The following is a 16,194-nucleotide window of genomic DNA, read 5'->3' as shown; positions in this document are numbered from 1 at the left end:
TTTAGCACAGGAAGGTGGAATAGATATGCGCGAAGTAGTCATCGTCAGCGGAGTCAGAACACCGATAGGGGATTTCCTGGGCTCCCTCAAGGATTTTACGGCGGTGCAGCTGGGCACTATGGCCTTAAAAGCCGCTATAGAAAGGGCGGGCATCGAGCCGGCTCAAATCGAAGAAGTCGCCACCGGGCATGTTTACCAGGCAGGCTGCAAAGGCAATCCCAGCCGGCAGGTGACCATACACGCCGGATGCCCGGTGGAGACGGTATCAGTAACCATCAACCAGCAGTGCCCATCCTCGATGCGCGCCGCGGAGATCATCGGCCAGCAGATCATGCTGGACAAGATCGACATCGGAGCGGCAGTCGGCCACGAGAGCATGACCAATATACCTTATCTGCTCTTGAAAGCCCGCATGGGATACCGCATGGGCCCCGGCAAGCTTGAAGACGGCATGATGTACGATGCTTTCATCGATGCTTTTTACAACTATCACGCCGGAGTGACCGCGGAAAACCTGGTCGATATGTACAACATTTCCCGCCAGGAGGCGGATGAATGGGGACTGATGAGCAACCAGCGGGCCTGTCAGGCCATTGCCGAAGGCAAGTTCAGGGAAGAAATCGTTCCTGTTGAGATAAAGAGCAAAAAGGGTGTAAAGATTTTTGATACTGATGAGCATCCCAACCCCAATGCCAGCCTGGAGAGCATGGCCAAACTGAAGCCGGCCTTCAAAAAAGACGGCATCATCACCGCCGGCAACGCTTCAGCCATCAATGACGGCGGCGCTGCCATGATATTGATGGGAGCCGATAAAGCAAAGGAGCTGGGAATAAAGCCCCTGGCCCGCATCGTGGCCACCGCCTCCGCATCGGTTGATCCGAGCATAATGGGCATCGGAGTAGTCCCCGCAGTTAAGCGGGTGCTGCAATTCGCTCACATGAGCATGGATGATATCGAACTTTGGGAGATAAACGAGGCCTTCGCCACGCAGGTCATAGCCTGCAACCGGGAGCTGCAGATAAATGTCGATAAAATCAATGTCCTGGGCTCGGGGGTCTCGCTGGGTCATCCGGTGGGCCAGACCGGAGCCCGGCTGATCATCACCCTGATGCATGAGATGCGCCGCAGCAAGAAACAGTTCGGATGCGCCACCCTCTGCGCAGGGGGCGGGCCGGCTATGGCCACCATCATCGAAGCATTGTAAATGTTGGGGGGCGATGGCTGGCATCGCCCCCATGATTAAGAAGGAGGCAGTCAATATGAGTATTTCCAAAATCGGCGTCGTGGGAGCCGGAACCATGGGCAACGGCATAGCACAGGTCGCGGCTCAGTCGGGGCTCAAGGTCATACTGGCGGACATCGATCAGGCATTTATAGACAAAGGCTTGATAAACATGGTCAAGAACTGGGATAAGGATCTGAAAAAAGGCAAGATCAGTGAAGAACAGAAAGCCGGGTTTATCGGCAATATCGCCACTTCTACCGATAAATCCGCTCTGCAAGACTGCGACCTGGTGGTCGAGGTGATCATCGAGAATATCGATATCAAGAAGCAGCTATTTAAAGAACTCAATGAAATCTGCGCGGCCCAAACCATCATCGCCACCAATACCTCGGGATTCAGCATCACTGAGATAGCGGCCGCCAGCGGCAGGCCGGACAGAGTGGTGGGGACTCATTTCTTCAATCCCGTGCCGGTCATGCGTCTGGTGGAGGTGATCCCCGGAAGCGAAACCAGCCGGGAGACCGTCGAGACCGCCATGGAATTCTGCAAGATCATCGGCAAAACCGCCATCGAGGCCAAAGAAGCCCCCGGTTTCATCGTCAACCGGCTCCTGGTACCCTATCTGAATGACGCCTGCCATGCCTATCAGGAAGGTGTGGCTTCGGCAAAAGACATTGACGAGGCCATGAAGTTGGGAGCCAATATGCCCATAGGGCCGCTGGCTTTGTGCGACCTGGTAGGGATTGATGTGCTTTTAATGGTGACCGAGTATTTCTTCAAGGAATTCGGCGATCCCAAGTTCCGCCCCTCGTTGGCCATGAAACAGAAGGTCCGCGCCGGGCACCTGGGAGTGAAGAGCGGCAAGGGCTTCTATGATTACAGCAAGTGAGGAAATATGCACTTAGTGTAATACCGATAATAGGGCCCGGCTTTATGCGACCTGATAGTAGATGTCTTGTTGATAATGCCTGAGTATTTTTTAAAAGAATTCGGCGCTCCCAAGTTCGGCCCCGCGTTGGTCATGTAACAGCAGGCCCGCGCCGGGCACCCGGCGGTAAGAGCGGCCCGGGCTTCTATGATGGGCAGGAGGGAAAGATGATTGAATTAAAAGAAGGTGAGGATATGAATTTTGAGACCTTAAAATATGAACAGCAGGATCATATCGGGATATTAACCTTAAACCGCCCCGAGGCATTGAATGCCCTCAATGACAGGTTGATCGGGGAACTGGATCAGGCTATGGATAGGGTTTGCCATGATGAAACAGTAAAGGTCTTGATCATCACCGGCGGTGAAAAGGTATTCGCTGCCGGCGGAGACATCAAGGCCATGCTGAAGTGCGATCCCCAGATGGCCAGGGAATATGTAAAGCCTATCCATAAGGTTTTCAGGAAGATAGAGGAGCTGCCCAAGCCCACTATCGCGGCGATTAACGGCTTCGTTTTGGGAGGCGGGGTAGAGCTGACTCTGGTGTGTGATTTTCGCGTTGCCGCGGATAACGCCAAGTTCGGCTTCCCGGAAATTAATCTGGGGATTTTCCCGGCAGCAGGCGGCAGCCAGCGCTTGCCGCGCTTGATCGGCATGAGCCGGGCTAAAGAACTCATGTTTACCGGGGATGCCATAGATGCCGGCCGGGCTTTTCAAATCGGGCTGGTCAACCAGGTGGTACCCTCCGGAGAAGTGATGGATGCCGCCTTGAAACTGGCTGCAAAGCTCAGCAAGAAATCGCCCCTGACCATGGCAACATTAAAATCGTCGCTGCACAGCATTTTAAATTCCGGCCAGAATACCGGGCTGGAGATGGAACTGGAGAAATTCTGTTTCCTGTTCGCCTCCCATGACCAAAAAGAAGGCATGCAGGCTTTCCTGGATAAGAGAAAACCTGAGTTTACGGGGAAGTAGACTGAACGAGTGACGAGGAAACAGGCGGGCGTTTTGTTCGCCAAACGATGGTGATGCAAGCGAACGGTTCTTGACTTTCGCATTTGGCGAAAGTCAAGAACCACCTGCATCCTTCTAAAGCGCAATATATAGGGACTCGGGATTTAGAGAGACACCACTGTTAAATGACTATGAAAGTGCCAATAGGTGGCGGTTGGAGCAGTAAATTACGATGATAGACGCTGTTGACAGATCAACTGCTCAATGTGATTATTCTTCTTTTATCCCCACCACCCGTATCCTTTTATAATCCACGATCCATTGGCCGTCTTGCAGCGTACTGTCTCTGAGCTGGTCTTTTATCTGCCCAAAGATCATCTGCTTCTGATCCGCGGTATAGTTCTTGAACAACAGATCGGCGAACATATCCAGCCAGTTGCTCAGCCCATTTTCCCCGTCTTCCAGAATGGTGGGCCTGACGAAATAACGGGCGTAGGTTACACAAAAGCCATGCTCTTCCATTAAACTGGTGTATTCGCCGATGCTGGGATAATACCAGGGGAGGTCTGCATCGCTGACGGGGTGTCCCATCTCCCGCAAACATTTCATAACCGCCCGGGTAACATTATTGACGTTGCCTCGTCCGCCGAATTCGGCGACAAAGCGCCCCTTCTTTTTTAGGGCTTGCCAGATACCGGCCAGGGCCTTTTCCGGTTCTTTGATCCAGTGCAATACCGCGTTGGAGAAAACGGCGTCATAGCGTTCATAAATATTCAAAGAGCAGGCATCGCCGGGCCGGAACTGGATATCCGGGTACTTCTCCCGGGCTCGTGCCACCATTTCCTTTGACGCGTCCAATCCTTCCACTGTGGCGCCGGATTGCTTTATAAGATGGCTTAAATCGCCGGTGCCGCAGCCCAGATCCAGGATGAGTTCACCACTTTGCGGCTGCAAGAGTTCGATCAAATCTTCTCCCAGTTTGGATACAAAGGCATGTTTTTCATCATACAGATCAGGATTCCACTCTTTTACCATTTACTGATACCCCCGTAAACTGATGCTCTTTAATTCTTCATTATGGGCATCTAATTCCCGGTTGGTCAAGCCGAACCTGCGCAAGCAGGGGGGTGACTATGAACGACAGCCAAGCAAAAAATACTTGCCCAGGACTTTCACTGTACTATAGACTTTCAGGGAGGCAGGCCACCCGCGAAATCTCATTTACATAGACGATTTGCAGCCTGGTGCCGTACAATTCGCTCAGTCGTTCCTGTTGCAGAATCTGCTCAACGCTGCCGGTTTCCATATACCCGCTACGGGAGAGAACTCCTGCGATCCCCCCCAGGAGGATGGGATGGTCAGGATTGTGGGTGGTCATTATTACGGCATAGTCCTTATCGGCCAGGTTTTTTATCAAACGAAGAGCCCGTAGCTGATTGCCGTAATCCAATGCTGAGGTGGGCTCATCAAACAAAATGATTTCGGGCTGCTGCACGATGGCTCTGGCTATGCACACCAGCTGCAGTTCCCCACCGCTGATTTGGTTCACCGACTTGTTGGCGAGATGGGAGAGGTTCATCATAGCGATGGTTTCATCAACCAGCTTATAGTCCGGCTTCCGGGGCCGGCTGAACATTCCCAGGTGCGGGGTGCGCCCCATAACGACAAATTCACGTACCGAGTAGCCGTAGGAAAAATAGATGCTCTGAGGCAGATAGGCTATCTTCTGGGCGACTTGATGGGCAGACATGCGGCTCATATCTTTTCCCTGCAGCATAATTTGCCCGTGGCTTAAGGGACGGATGCGGGCCAGGCAGTTCAGCAGTGTCGATTTCCCACAGCCATTAGGCCCCAGGATAGTGAATAGATCTCCCTTGTCGATGCTGAAACTGACATCCTTAAATATGGTGCGATGACCTTCATAGGCGAAGGCAACTTCTTTGACTTCCAGCAATGCCATATTAAATCGCCCCCCGTTGTTTGATCAGTATCCAGGCGAAAAAAGGGGCGCCGATAAATCCGGTGAGAATGCCCAGGGGCAGTTCTCCTCCGGTCAGGGTTCGGGCAACAGTGTCGATGAGTATCAGAAAGCCCGCGCTCATGAGGGTGGCAGTAGGCAGCAGCCGGACATTGTCACTGCCCACTATCATACGGGCTATATGGGGCATTATCAGTCCGATCCACCCCACCGTGCCACTCAAGCATACCGCGCAGGCAGTCAACAAGGTGGAACAAGTAATGGCCACTCCGCGTTCAAAACGCAGATTCACCCCAAGAGTTCGGGCTTGTTCCTCGCCCAGGGAGAGGATATTGATACGCCAGCGCATGGCCAGTAAAACCAGGCCGGTAAGAATCATTATGGGGGCGGTGGCAAACAAGTTCTCATAGGTAACCTTGGCGATGCTCCCCAATTGCCAGTAAACCATGTCCGCCAACTCGGTCTCAGTGTCGGCAATGTATTTCATCAGGCCTAACAAGGCCATCATAAACCCGCTGATGATGACACCCGACAGAACCAGGGCGATGGTCGATTTACTGCGCATCAAGGTAGGGATAGCCAGGGCCATGCTGACCGCTGTGATACCGCCGCAGAAAGCGAACAGCTGAATCTCGGTATTGCCTAAGCCCAGCAAAATGGCTGCGGCGGCGCCCACACAGGCCCCGGATGAGACCCCCAGTATATCCGGGGATACCAGAGGATTTTCAAACATGCCCTGGTAGGTAGCTCCGGAAAGAGCCAAGGCCCCACCCACCAGAATTGCTGCCAATATTCGGGGCAGGCGCAGATTCATGACCACGTTGTGCATGGTCTGAGTCCAGGTTGGGTCCACGGGGAATACATAGGATCCTAAAATGCGGACTACCTGCTCATAGCTGACATAATAGCGACCCAGACAAAGCGCCGCTATAGACAGGATAAAGACCGCCAGACACAGCAGGAGCAGCACTCCGGCGAGAGGCCGCTGATGGCGGGGTGTTTTGCTTTCAATCACACTGGTGCTATTCATGACATAATCCTTTTGCATCAATCTGCAAGGCGGCAGAGCCGCCGCCCTGCCACCTAAGTGCTTTATGGAGATCGGGATAGGGTTTTGCTATAGCCCGGTGGGTGAATTCTTGCCTGCCAGAATGGCATCGGCATATTCACTGGAAAGATCGTAGCTTAGAAAGTTCTTGTAGAAATCTATGGTCATCTGCTTCATATCCACACCGTCAAACTTGTCGGGATACAGGGTCTTAGCCATCCACACTACCTGTAGAGCCGATTCGGACCCGAAGCGATCCCACTGGAAAGTACCCTGAGGAACTCGATAGACATGCTTTGCCTTGATGGCCTTCAAATCTGCCAGGTTGGAATCTTCCATCAGGGCTTTATAAGCGCTGGCCTGGTTCAGGCCGCCTATCACGATATAATCAGGATCTAGCTTGAGCAGCTGCTCAGGGGTGATCTCTTTGTTCATACCCTGAAATAGTTCAGCAGTTGCAAGCTTCCCACCGCCCATGTTGATCCACTCTTCCTGCATGGTTCCCGATCCGCCGGTAGAATAAGCTGTCTTGCCGGCCTGCCCGTCAAGATAATAAACCGTTGGTTTATCTTCAGCTCTGACATCGGCCAGGCGATCCTGGACAAGTTTGATATTGCCATCCAGGTAGCTTACATAAGCCTGAGCCCGGGTGACCGCATTTCCGCCGAGTGCTTCACCGGTCTTCAGAACCGATTCCTTAAGAGCCTGGTAATTATTGAACATCATGTACATAGTTGTCAGACCCGCATTGCGGAAAGCCTCAGCGTCATTAGCGTTGGCGGTGATTACCAGGTCCGGCTTCAAGGCCAGCAGTTCTTCGGCGTTTACCGTGGAACCGCTGCCAAAGCCCGGTTTCTCTTTGATAGCAGGATTTACGTACTGCATCCAGGTAAAGCTCTCAGTCTTGAGAATATTGAAATAGGCAGGCTGTTTGGCTGTTGCGCCAAGAGTTATCATGATCTGGTTGCTGGAAGGCCAGCAGTTGGCTACGGTATTGACCTCGGCGGGCAGTTTCACTTCAACCCCGGCCATATCCACTATTGAGCGCTGGGGAGCGGTTGAGGCGGGTTGAGGCGCCTTGCCGCAGCCTGCGGCCATCGTCATCACAGCGATGACTAACATCATAGAAACGAACCATTTTCTCCTCATTTATGTACCCCCAATCGAAATTATATTTCATCAAAAAGATAGGCATGCGCCATAAGAACACATGCCTATCTTATTGATAAACGGTTATAATGGCCTTCTTCTCAAACACGGAAAGCTTGCCGATTTCCCAACAAACTCATCGGTTTTGGCCCATGGGCTCAGCCTTTAGGAACCAAAACTCGAAGTCCCAGATATTCTATTCGATTGGTACCCGCATTGCATAATTTGTCAGAAGTATAAGCTAATCACTCTGGATAACTAAATAACTAACAAAATTCTACCATATTCTCTGAGAAACCTAAATGTAAGAATTTCATGTATTTCCCGGGCTGCTGAAATGCGTAATGCGAATAATTCCGGCCTGGGCCGACTAAACATTCAGGGGTTTAGGCTCCCACCACATTATATAAGTTTTGGTTTCGATGCGGAAAGTGCAGCTGCCGTCAGGATTATCAAGCAGCCATTTATCGACATTGCTGCGGAAAATGTGCTCGTTCTCGGGCGGAAATTCGCATAATACCCTGAGATCATCGTAGGCTTCGAGCCGCGACCCATAACTGCCAGTAAAACCATCTGTGACTACCTTTAGTGATGGATCGATACCCAGGTCGTAGAGGATATTGAAGGTGAGGTTATAACCCAGCATGCGGTTCATGGGGGGCAGTGGCTTCACCTCTTCAGATGCTCCGATAAACAAGCTGTCCCGAGCATGTTTGAGGCTGGGGCTTTGAGCGAAACTCAGTACGAATACATATTTCCTGGCTGCCCCATTTAGCTTGACGAGATCGTGTAAACCCGCTGATCGGGAGGCGATAACCACATCATGCTGTTCCAGATTGTCCCCGATAATAGCATCATCCCAGTTAAGCAAGCGGGTATACAAATTGTCCACTCCGGCCAGCCGGGCGTTGCCTTCGCATACTTCCAGCATCTGTGGAGCGACATCCAGCGCTGTAACCCGGGCGACTTTCTGGGCTACCGGGATTGCCAACCTTCCCGGACCGCATCCTATATCGAGAACCGTGTCTTCGGGTTCCAGAATAAAAGTCTCCACCTGGCTTTTGGTATATTCCTTCTCCAACTGAACCATCTTGTTGTACATGACTGCGGTCTGGCCCCACATTTTTGCGGGGTCGCTGTTCATTCGTTCATATGCCGGACCGAAGCTTAGCTTCTGCAGTGCTTCCCAGTTAACAAGTCCCTTCATAATAAATCCCGCTCCCTTATTTTTAAAAACTAACTTCTACAAAAAATTACATAATTCCTTTTGAACAAAAGGAAGCAACGGAGACGACACTTTTGCTTCATCTCTTGCCCCTAGCGGATTAATGTAGTTAATTGGTATCATTAAAGGAAATTTGACGACACTGCGGAGGACAATATGAAATATCTTGTAATCGGAGCCGGAGGTACGGGCGGAAGCATTGGGGCCTTCATGACCGAAGCGGGCAAAGATGTCGCCGTCATTGACAGGGGGCAGCACCTGGAGGCTATTCGGGAACACGGTCTGAAAATGGAGACCACCCGCAAAGGGAATTACACAGTCTATCCCATGAAAGCCAGTGACATGCATCATTACCGGGAGCAGCCCGATGTGATATTCATCTGTGTGAAAGGTTATTCGCTGCTGGATACCATCCCTTTTATAAATAGGGTCGCCCACCGAGATACGGTAGTGATCCCCTTGCTTAATATTTATGGCACCGGCGGGAGGCTGCAGGCCATGCTGCCGGAAATCCTGGTGACGGATGGATGCATTTATATAGCCGCTGAGATCAAAAGGCCGGGCGCCATCCTGCAGGCCGGCGACATTTTCCGGGTGGTATACGGAGTGAGAAACTCCGATGAGTACCGGCCGGCGCTTGAAGATGTGGCTAGAGATCTGGAGGAAAGCGGCCTCACCGCCCTGATATCGGATAACATCCAAAGGGACGCCCTGCAGAAATTCTCTTATGTATCCCCGATGGCGGCTTGCGGAGCCTATTATGATATCGATGCCGGAGAAATGCAGAAGGAGGGGCGGGTCAGGGATGCCTTTATCACCTTGATGCGGGAAATCGATACCCTGGCCGAGGCCATGGGCATTCACTTCAGCGTGGACATCGTTAAGACCAATCTGCAGATTCTTGATAATCTGTCACCCAAGGCCTCTACTTCGATGCAGAGGGATTTAAAGCAGGGTAAGGATTCGGAAATAGACGGGCTGATATTTGAAGTGGTGCGTATGGGCCGGCAATATGGGGTGCCGGTTACCACTTATGCCATGATCGCCCGCAGTTTCGGATTCAAAGACTAGTTAAGCAACAAAGACATCTTTGTGAATAAATGTCTATGAGGCCGGAGGCACGGGACGGCGACAATTGGGGACGGTCCTTTTTGCCACCGTCCCCAGTTGTCAACCCTGGCTATTTACTCTTTTCTCTCTTCCGGGTGAACTCGATAATACTGGATGATAAGGTCGTCTAGCTGCTTGCTCAACCTGATAACGTCGGGATGCTTTAATCCTTTCTCTTCCCCCAGTTTAGTCAGCTTTAAGCGTAAGTCTTCTATTTTTGTAATGATATCCATGATCAATTCCCCTTTGTACCATAAGCAAATTGTCCGACTAACAATACGCAGCAGGTTAGAACCCCTTGCAGGATCGGACAATATATCCAGTTTGATACCAATACGCTATGGATTTTATTTAAATGGATCTCCGACCTTCGGAAGGATATAGCATTTAAGCCCGGCAGACTAAACACTAAAATAGTCGGCAGGATCTCAAGGTTATTTTGAGTTACTCATTGAACTCAATATTTACCGGGGTTTTAAAGATAAGCCTTGATTTGTCGATGTGCCATATAATGCGATAATTACTTCTTCCCAATAAACGTTAAAAGTGTCTTCGTACTAGTAATTCAATAAAACCAATGTTGTCGGCATGTTATGGACAAATTCCATTGAGCGCTTCCTTAAATTCAGCATAGCATTTTTCCCGGCTTTTCAATTCTAACTTACCGCTGTCCACATATCAATATGTCTTATATTTATTAAATATTGCGTCAATTTCCAAGATTTGTCTCTGAGTTGTGGCGTTTTCGACAATAGAACCTGCTTAATCGCAAAAGCAAGCCTTTACAATGGGTATTCACTGCAAATCTTAGCTTCCTGCTATTTCCAGTATTCAGCAAAAAAGACTTATTTCCTGCAATGGTATTTGCTTTTTTCTTCCGGTCACTCCCATATATGAAAATATATGGGATGTCAAAGGAGCCGCCGTCAGACAGGCCGGAAGTTGTCCCGATAATATTCGGTAATAAGTACATCTAATCGTTCACTAAGTTCACTGATGAAGGGATCTTGCAGTCCTTTCTCTACAACCAGCCTATCAAGTTTGCAACGCAGATCTTCAATTCGTTGCGCCAGATCCATAACTGTCTCCTCCTAATCAAACTGGATTGATTTTTATATCGCGTAACATATAGTAAAAATTTAGCAATCCGCCTGTCATTATTTCGACAAACGCAGGTGACAGGGGAAGCGCTTTAAAAAATGAGATGAAAAAGAACTCTGAATTCTTTGATCAAGTCATTTCCAGTAATCTATAATGCGATCGCTTTGCCCTGTGTAACACCCAGGAATAATTATCCATATGATATACCAATTAATTGGAAGGAGGTATCTCATTTGCCAAAAATTAAAATCCATGCCGCCAAGAATGATTGTATACCGGATCATTGTGAGCGGGAATGCGAAGCAATTCAGACTCATGTTCACGAATTCGCTGGAAGCACTACATTAGAGGGTGCTATTCTCCATAACCACAGGTTCGCGGGCGTTACCAGTGAAGCGATTCCGTACAGAAAAAGCCATGTCCACGCCATTCTGGTCAACACTGATTTCTTCTTCAATCATTACCATGAAATCGGGATAAGAACGGGTCCGGCAATTTATATCGATCACGATAAGCATATTCACTTTGTAGAGGGTGAAACTACCACCAACTTCGGCCATGACCACGATTTCCAGTTTACCACATTCATTGAAGATCCTCTGTTAGTTGATTAGATTAGCTCCCCCAAACCGCCCATCATTAGATAATAAGGATGGGCGTAATTTTTGGGGCTAAAGGCTAGTAGGGAGGCAAGCGCGACAAAAGAGAGTAAAGCATGGGAAGGCGTAAGTGGGATGCTTTCCAACCCCATTTACTCAGTCTCGTATCCATGCCTTTCCCGGAGACCTGCGTCCGTCACCTTCCCCCGCTCCCGTCGCTGGTACAAGAAAAATTCGGTTTTGTGTTACTATTATTGAGTACGAACTGTATAGGAGGTTATTTTATGGGGCACATAATTCACTCCAAAGACGAGGTCTATCGTGCTTTGGCGGTACGCCTCAATAAAAATCCGGTGGGAGCGCCGATAAACGACACCCTGATGGCAATTTTGCAGCGCCTTTATACCGAAGGCGAGGCTATGATAGGAAGCAAGTTCCCGATGATTCCGGTAAGTATCGAAAAAATCGCGGGTATTACCGGTATGGATATGGAACGATTGAAACCAATACTGGATGGCATGGCTGAACGGGGACTGGTGATGGACTTGCCCCGTAAGGATACGTTTTACTATATGCTGACACCGATGGTTGTCGGCTTTTTTGAGTATACTTTCATGCGGGCCGGCAGGGAAGCTGATATGAAGGAACTGGCCAAGCTTTTCAGCAGCTATTTTGATAATAAAGAGGTTCAGACTGAGTTCGCCGGGCGGGACACCAAATTCATGCGCACACTGGTGTATGAACACCTCATACCCATAGCGGTCGAGACTGAGGTCCTGGACTATGAGCGGGCCGGGGAGATCATCCGCCAGTCCGGCGGGGGCTCGCTCTCTATATGTCCCTGCCGCCATAAAGCACAGCATCTGGGTAGAGCCTGTGATGCGCCGCTTGAAGTATGCACTACCCTGGGCCCGGCTGCGGAGTGGATAATCAGGCGGGGTCTGGGTAAACCTGCCAGCGTAGACGATTTGCTGCGGGTGCTCGATGAAACCGAAGCCCTGGGGTTAGTCCATAACTGCGACAATGTCTTGAACAAGCCCACTTATATATGCCACTGCTGCGGATGCTGCTGCGTGGTTATGACCGGCATCAACAAACACGGACAGTATGCCACCCATCCCAGCAACTTCATTCCGGTATTCGATTCCTTAAACTGCATCGGCTGCGGTATATGCGCTGATAAATGCCTGATCGGGGCCCTCGCCATGGAGGAAGACCGGGATGGAAACGAGGTCCCGTTTGTGGATGAGAAGGTCTGCCTGGGATGCGGGGTTTGCGCAAACTTCTGCCCCAATAGCTCTGTAACCATGTCCCGCCGGTCGGTTGTGCACGTTCCACCCCGTAACGGGCGCGAAAAATTCCAACGCATCGCCCGGGAGAAAGGCAAAGCCTGATCGATACCGGCTTCAGGAGAACTATTTCATAAAGTCGACTGCTGCGCATCTCCGTCGCAGCGGACTTAGACTTCGCTTCAACTATACGATGAGATGAATGGGGAGACGCGGATGTTGCTTGGCCACCAATACCCAACCAAAAAGGCTAACTCTCCAGCTGGTTTATGAATTCCTCCAGGCCGACGCGGTCAATGTATTTGCCGATACGTTCATGTTTTTTGCCACTCTGGGAATAGACCTTGACGATCCGGTCCACTTTTTCGAGGATCTGCTCTTCATCGAGGTTATCATAGATGGTCCTGGCGATTCGTGGAGTGGTCCCGCCGTTACCGCCCACCATCAGCCTGAAGCCTTTGGGCATGCCCATCACCCCGACATCGCGGAAATGATTCTCCCCGCAGGAGTTGGCACATCCGCTTATGCCCATTTTGAACTTGCTGGGCAGCTGCATGCCGTGATATCGTTCGTCCAGCTTCAACCCCAGACCGACCGAATCCTGCTGCCCGCGCTTGCAGAAAGTGGTTCCCGGGCAGAATTTTATGCTGCGCACGCATAGACCGATAGCGTAGCTGGGCTTCATGTCCAGATCCCGCCACACCTCATCCAGGTCTTCTTCTTTCAGGCCTACAATAGCCAGGCGCTGAGCCGAGGTCAGCTTTAAGGCCTGGGCATGGTATTTTTCCGCTACATCGGCTATTCTTCTCAAAACCTCCGGGGTCACCAACCCGCCGGGCATGTGAGGAACCACCGCGAAGGTTTCTTTGTCCCTCTGCAAGACGGCGCCTTTATCAAGTAAATCGGTTGCGGCCATTTCATTAAACCTCCTTGAAGCATTTAAGCTCTTTAGACTATTATCATCTGATCGATTAAAATCATGCATGCTTCGAACAGGATGGTACCAAAGGCCTCAAGTGGACGCTTGCCGCATTTCCGGGTAGCTGACAGCCAGTGGAGGGTGATACGGAATGCCGTTCGACTGACGGGAGTTAAGCGGAATCATCGGATAAGATTAATGGGGGTGAGTAACTGTTCCGCCTGTCCTTACGAAAAAACCTCCTCGGAGGAGGAATCTTTCTTATCAGATAACTTAATGCGAAACAGACCGGCCGCGCTATCATAGTCACCAGGAGCATCTTCAGCAATGGATAGATTGAAAACCCCCGCAATGCTAGGGAAATCGCTGTCAACAGCGGGGCATGAAATACATAAACCGAAGGCGTTCTGGGAAAGAAAACCGGGCAGGCTGGCTAAAAATCCGCCGCGGCAGGAGATGATTCCGGGTGAATAATAAGCGAGTTGCCGATCCGATTGCCCCCAGAGGGGCAGATGAACCGGCAACCATGAACCCCGCTTTAGATTCCATAGTCTGCCCTTAAAAATTCCTTTGTGACCGGCCTATCGGTGTGTTATCGCGAATAATGAACAGGAAAACGGGTAAAAGGGCCAATAGAATAGACAGCACGGTATAGAGAATCGCCTGGGATGTATAGATTTCAAATAATTTGTAAACAAACAATGCCGCAAAGACCAATAATGCAACACTTATAAGAACCCCTAATACCGGAATCCCGGCTAAGATTCCGCCGCCCACAAATATGACCGGACACCACAAACCCAAATTATCCAGGTGATAACCGAATACATCCATTTCCTCCACTAATAAACCCATAATGTACAGGTCGGCAATTGGAATCCAGGCTAACCAGGGATTTTCAATACCCCGGTTAGCAGCCAGGGTTTGTAGTCCAATCGATTTTAAAACATAGAAGACCACCCCGATTCCGGCAAAAAACATGGTGGTGATTCCCGCCACTGCCAGGGCTGTACTCATACTAAAACAACTCCTTTATTTTCAATTTTTTATGAAGTAATCGCACCAAGCCACATATTCGACATGATGCCTGGTCTCTCCTGTTAAATTGAGGAAAAAATCAGGGGTTAACTTCCTGAATAATTTGTTCTGCCGTTAAATTATGCACTTTCCCAAGACCTTGGTGGTCAGGAATAGTCCATAATTATTATATTTTAATAGAGTGTAAGGGGTGATGGTTGATAAATCCCCTTTAGGCTTAAAAGAGAAAAGGATATTGACATAATTCGCTTAACACGTTTATCCTTAATGAAACTGAATATGTTCGGGAGCTTGTGAACAGGCTGAGAGGAAACTGCAGTTTCGACCGTACCTGATTTGGATAATGCCAACGTAGGGAACACTGGAAATATTGTGGGATGTGCTATGTTACGGCACATCCCATTTCTGTGTGGATCTGAAGTGCGGTAAAAGCCCTTTTACAACCGACGAATCTGGAGGATCTGAAGTAAAAATCATCAAGAATAGAGGAGGTAATTCACATCAATAAAATACTGAACGACATTGCCGAAGCATTGGCCAGAGTGCGTGAAACCACCCCCCTGGTGCACAATATCACCAATTATGTAACCGTCAACGATTGCGCCAACATCCTCCTGGCCTGCGGCGGGTCTCCCATTATGGCCGATGATATCGAAGAAGTTGAAGATATTACCTCAATTTGCCAGGCTCTGGTGATCAACATCGGCACCTTAAATCAAAGAACCATCGCGTCCATGATCAAGGCCGGCAAAAAGGCCAATCAACTCGGACACCCGGTGATCCTGGACCCGGTCGGCGCCGGTGCTTCCCATCTCAGGACCGGCTCGGTTTTTAAGCTGTTGCAGGAGGTTCGATTTGATGTGGTCCGCGGCAATGTATCGGAAATCATGACGGTTAACTCGGGAGCCGGCAGCACCAAAGGGGTTGATGCCAGCGCAGACGACCGGGCTCTTCATCAAAACACCGGCCGGGCTATTGACCTGGGCAGGCAATTGAGCCGGAAAGTCGGGGCGATTACCGTGACTACCGGGGCGGTGGATATAGTAGCGGACCCTGCAAATGCATTTGTGATAAGAAACGGTCATCCTTTCCTGGGAAAGGTATCAGGTACAGGATGCATGCTGAGTGCCATGATCGGCGCGTTTTGCGGGGCCAATTTGGACCGACGGCTGGAGGCGACGGCAGCGGCGGTTTGCATGATGGGAATAGCCGGGGAATTGGCTTATGAAAAGACAGAGAAATATCAGGGTGGTACGGCAGCCTTTAAAATCCACCTGATCGATGCCATGAGCCAGATTGATGAGAATATATTGAAGGCGAGGACCAGAATTGAAAGTAGATAGAGCATGTATGCTGTTATACGCCGTGACTGACCAGAGTTGGCTGGGAAGCAAGACTGTTGCCGAGGTGGTCGAAGAGGCTGTTGCCGCCGGAGCTACCTTTGTTCAGCTCCGGGAAAAGGAGGCATCTGATCGGACATTCATGGAGGCCGCCCGGGCTGTGAAGGCTGTAACTGACAGGTACCAAGTGCCCCTGGTGATAAACGACAATGTGGCCGTCGCCATGGCGGTAGATGCGGACGGGGTGCATGTGGGGCAGGAAGACATGCCGGTGGCGGCGGTGCGCGGGCTT

Annotated in this window: 18 protein-coding genes and 2 riboswitches; of the genes, 8 read left to right on the top strand and 10 right to left on the bottom strand. The window is 50.3% G+C overall.

What is annotated here, in order from left to right:
* Positions 1 to 25 precede the first annotated feature (25 nt).
* From B2633_RS00750 to B2633_RS00740, 3 genes are all read left to right on the top strand, one after another.
* Positions 26 to 1,204, top strand: coding sequence for a thiolase family protein (locus B2633_RS00750; protein WP_483168626.1), 1,179 nt, complete (start codon positions 26 to 28; stop codon positions 1,202 to 1,204).
* Between the two features lie 55 nt (positions 1,205 to 1,259).
* Positions 1,260 to 2,114 carry a 3-hydroxyacyl-CoA dehydrogenase family protein gene (locus tag B2633_RS00745; protein WP_483168625.1) on the top strand — a complete coding sequence of 285 codons (855 nt, stop codon included), beginning with the start codon at positions 1,260 to 1,262 and terminating at the stop codon, positions 2,112 to 2,114.
* Between the two features lie 206 nt (positions 2,115 to 2,320).
* The gene (locus B2633_RS00740) at positions 2,321 to 3,127 is read left to right on the top strand and encodes an enoyl-CoA hydratase/isomerase family protein (RefSeq protein WP_483168624.1); all 807 of its coding nucleotides are present in this window, start codon (positions 2,321 to 2,323) and stop codon (positions 3,125 to 3,127) included.
* A 249-nt stretch (positions 3,128 to 3,376) separates the two neighbouring features.
* On the opposite strand, the gene B2633_RS00735 is transcribed toward B2633_RS00740, so the two are convergent.
* From B2633_RS00735 to B2633_RS00715, 5 genes are all read right to left on the bottom strand, one after another.
* Positions 3,377 to 4,141 (bottom strand): class I SAM-dependent methyltransferase, encoded by a 765-nt coding sequence (locus tag B2633_RS00735; protein WP_483168623.1) that lies wholly within the window; start codon positions 4,139 to 4,141, stop codon positions 3,377 to 3,379.
* Positions 4,142 to 4,286: 145 nt separating this feature from the next.
* Positions 4,287 to 5,066 (bottom strand): ABC transporter ATP-binding protein, encoded by a 780-nt coding sequence (locus tag B2633_RS00730; RefSeq protein WP_483168621.1) that lies wholly within the window; start codon positions 5,064 to 5,066, stop codon positions 4,287 to 4,289.
* Position 5,067: 1 nt separating this feature from the next.
* Positions 5,068 to 6,114 carry a FecCD family ABC transporter permease gene (locus tag B2633_RS00725; protein WP_483168620.1) on the bottom strand — a complete coding sequence of 349 codons (1,047 nt, stop codon included), beginning with the start codon at positions 6,112 to 6,114 and terminating at the stop codon, positions 5,068 to 5,070.
* 87 nt (positions 6,115 to 6,201) lie between these two features.
* Positions 6,202 to 7,281 (bottom strand): ABC transporter substrate-binding protein, encoded by a 1,080-nt coding sequence (locus tag B2633_RS00720; RefSeq protein ID WP_483168619.1) that lies wholly within the window; start codon positions 7,279 to 7,281, stop codon positions 6,202 to 6,204.
* A gap of 78 nt (positions 7,282 to 7,359) precedes the next feature.
* Positions 7,360 to 7,478: riboswitch (molybdenum cofactor riboswitch) on the bottom strand.
* A 173-nt stretch (positions 7,479 to 7,651) separates the two neighbouring features.
* Positions 7,652 to 8,488 (bottom strand): class I SAM-dependent methyltransferase, encoded by an 837-nt coding sequence (locus tag B2633_RS00715; protein ID WP_483168618.1) that lies wholly within the window; start codon positions 8,486 to 8,488, stop codon positions 7,652 to 7,654.
* A gap of 174 nt (positions 8,489 to 8,662) precedes the next feature.
* Here B2633_RS00715 and B2633_RS00710 point away from each other — a divergent pair, with 174 nt between their 5' ends.
* A complete protein-coding gene (locus B2633_RS00710) occupies positions 8,663 to 9,577 on the top strand; it encodes a ketopantoate reductase family protein (RefSeq protein ID WP_483168617.1) in 915 nt (304 codons plus the stop codon).
* Between the two features lie 113 nt (positions 9,578 to 9,690).
* Here the strand turns inward: B2633_RS00710 and B2633_RS00705 are convergent, their stop codons facing one another.
* Together B2633_RS00705 and B2633_RS00700 are read right to left on the bottom strand one after the other, a co-directional pair.
* On the bottom strand, positions 9,691 to 9,849 hold the full coding sequence (locus B2633_RS00705; protein ID WP_481038365.1) for a Spo0E family sporulation regulatory protein-aspartic acid phosphatase: 159 nt from the start codon (positions 9,847 to 9,849) through the stop codon (positions 9,691 to 9,693).
* A 693-nt stretch (positions 9,850 to 10,542) separates the two neighbouring features.
* Positions 10,543 to 10,695, bottom strand: a complete 153-nt coding sequence (locus B2633_RS00700; protein ID WP_483168616.1) for a Spo0E family sporulation regulatory protein-aspartic acid phosphatase — start codon at positions 10,693 to 10,695, stop codon at positions 10,543 to 10,545.
* Positions 10,696 to 10,959: 264 nt separating this feature from the next.
* On the opposite strand from B2633_RS00700, the gene B2633_RS00695 reads away from it, so the two are divergent.
* Positions 10,960 to 11,331 carry a YmaF family protein gene (locus B2633_RS00695; protein WP_483168702.1) on the top strand — a complete coding sequence of 124 codons (372 nt, stop codon included), beginning with the start codon at positions 10,960 to 10,962 and terminating at the stop codon, positions 11,329 to 11,331.
* Between the two features lie 269 nt (positions 11,332 to 11,600).
* Positions 11,601 to 12,710, top strand: coding sequence for a 4Fe-4S dicluster domain-containing protein (locus B2633_RS00690; RefSeq protein ID WP_483168615.1), 1,110 nt, complete (start codon positions 11,601 to 11,603; stop codon positions 12,708 to 12,710).
* A gap of 145 nt (positions 12,711 to 12,855) precedes the next feature.
* Here the strand turns inward: B2633_RS00690 and B2633_RS00685 are convergent, their stop codons facing one another.
* The 3 genes from B2633_RS00685 to B2633_RS00675 form a co-directional block, all read right to left on the bottom strand.
* Positions 12,856 to 13,521 (bottom strand): NAD(P)/FAD-dependent oxidoreductase, encoded by a 666-nt coding sequence (locus B2633_RS00685; RefSeq protein WP_483168614.1) that lies wholly within the window; start codon positions 13,519 to 13,521, stop codon positions 12,856 to 12,858.
* A 230-nt stretch (positions 13,522 to 13,751) separates the two neighbouring features.
* Positions 13,752 to 14,048, bottom strand: coding sequence for a hypothetical protein (locus B2633_RS00680; RefSeq protein ID WP_483168613.1), 297 nt, complete (start codon positions 14,046 to 14,048; stop codon positions 13,752 to 13,754).
* A 34-nt stretch (positions 14,049 to 14,082) separates the two neighbouring features.
* Complete coding sequence (locus B2633_RS00675; RefSeq protein ID WP_483168612.1) at positions 14,083 to 14,541, bottom strand: hypothetical protein; 459 nt, start codon at positions 14,539 to 14,541, stop codon at positions 14,083 to 14,085.
* Between the two features lie 294 nt (positions 14,542 to 14,835).
* A riboswitch (TPP riboswitch) is annotated at positions 14,836 to 14,937 on the top strand.
* Between the two features lie 146 nt (positions 14,938 to 15,083).
* On the opposite strand from B2633_RS00675, the gene thiM reads away from it, so the two are divergent.
* Together thiM and B2633_RS00665 are read left to right on the top strand one after the other, a co-directional pair.
* On the top strand, positions 15,084 to 15,905 hold the full coding sequence (gene thiM, locus B2633_RS00670) for a hydroxyethylthiazole kinase (protein ID WP_483168701.1): 822 nt from the start codon (positions 15,084 to 15,086) through the stop codon (positions 15,903 to 15,905).
* Positions 15,892 to 16,194: thiamine phosphate synthase (locus tag B2633_RS00665; RefSeq protein ID WP_483168611.1), on the top strand; the 303-nt coding region annotated here is incomplete at its 3' end. The genes thiM and B2633_RS00665, both read left to right, overlap by 14 nt.

This window comes from Syntrophomonas sp. UBA1041 (genome assembly GCF_002316705.1).
Lineage (GTDB): Bacteria > Bacillota > Syntrophomonadia > Syntrophomonadales > Syntrophomonadaceae > DTU019.
This window is presented reverse-complemented; position numbering and strand designations above follow the sequence as displayed.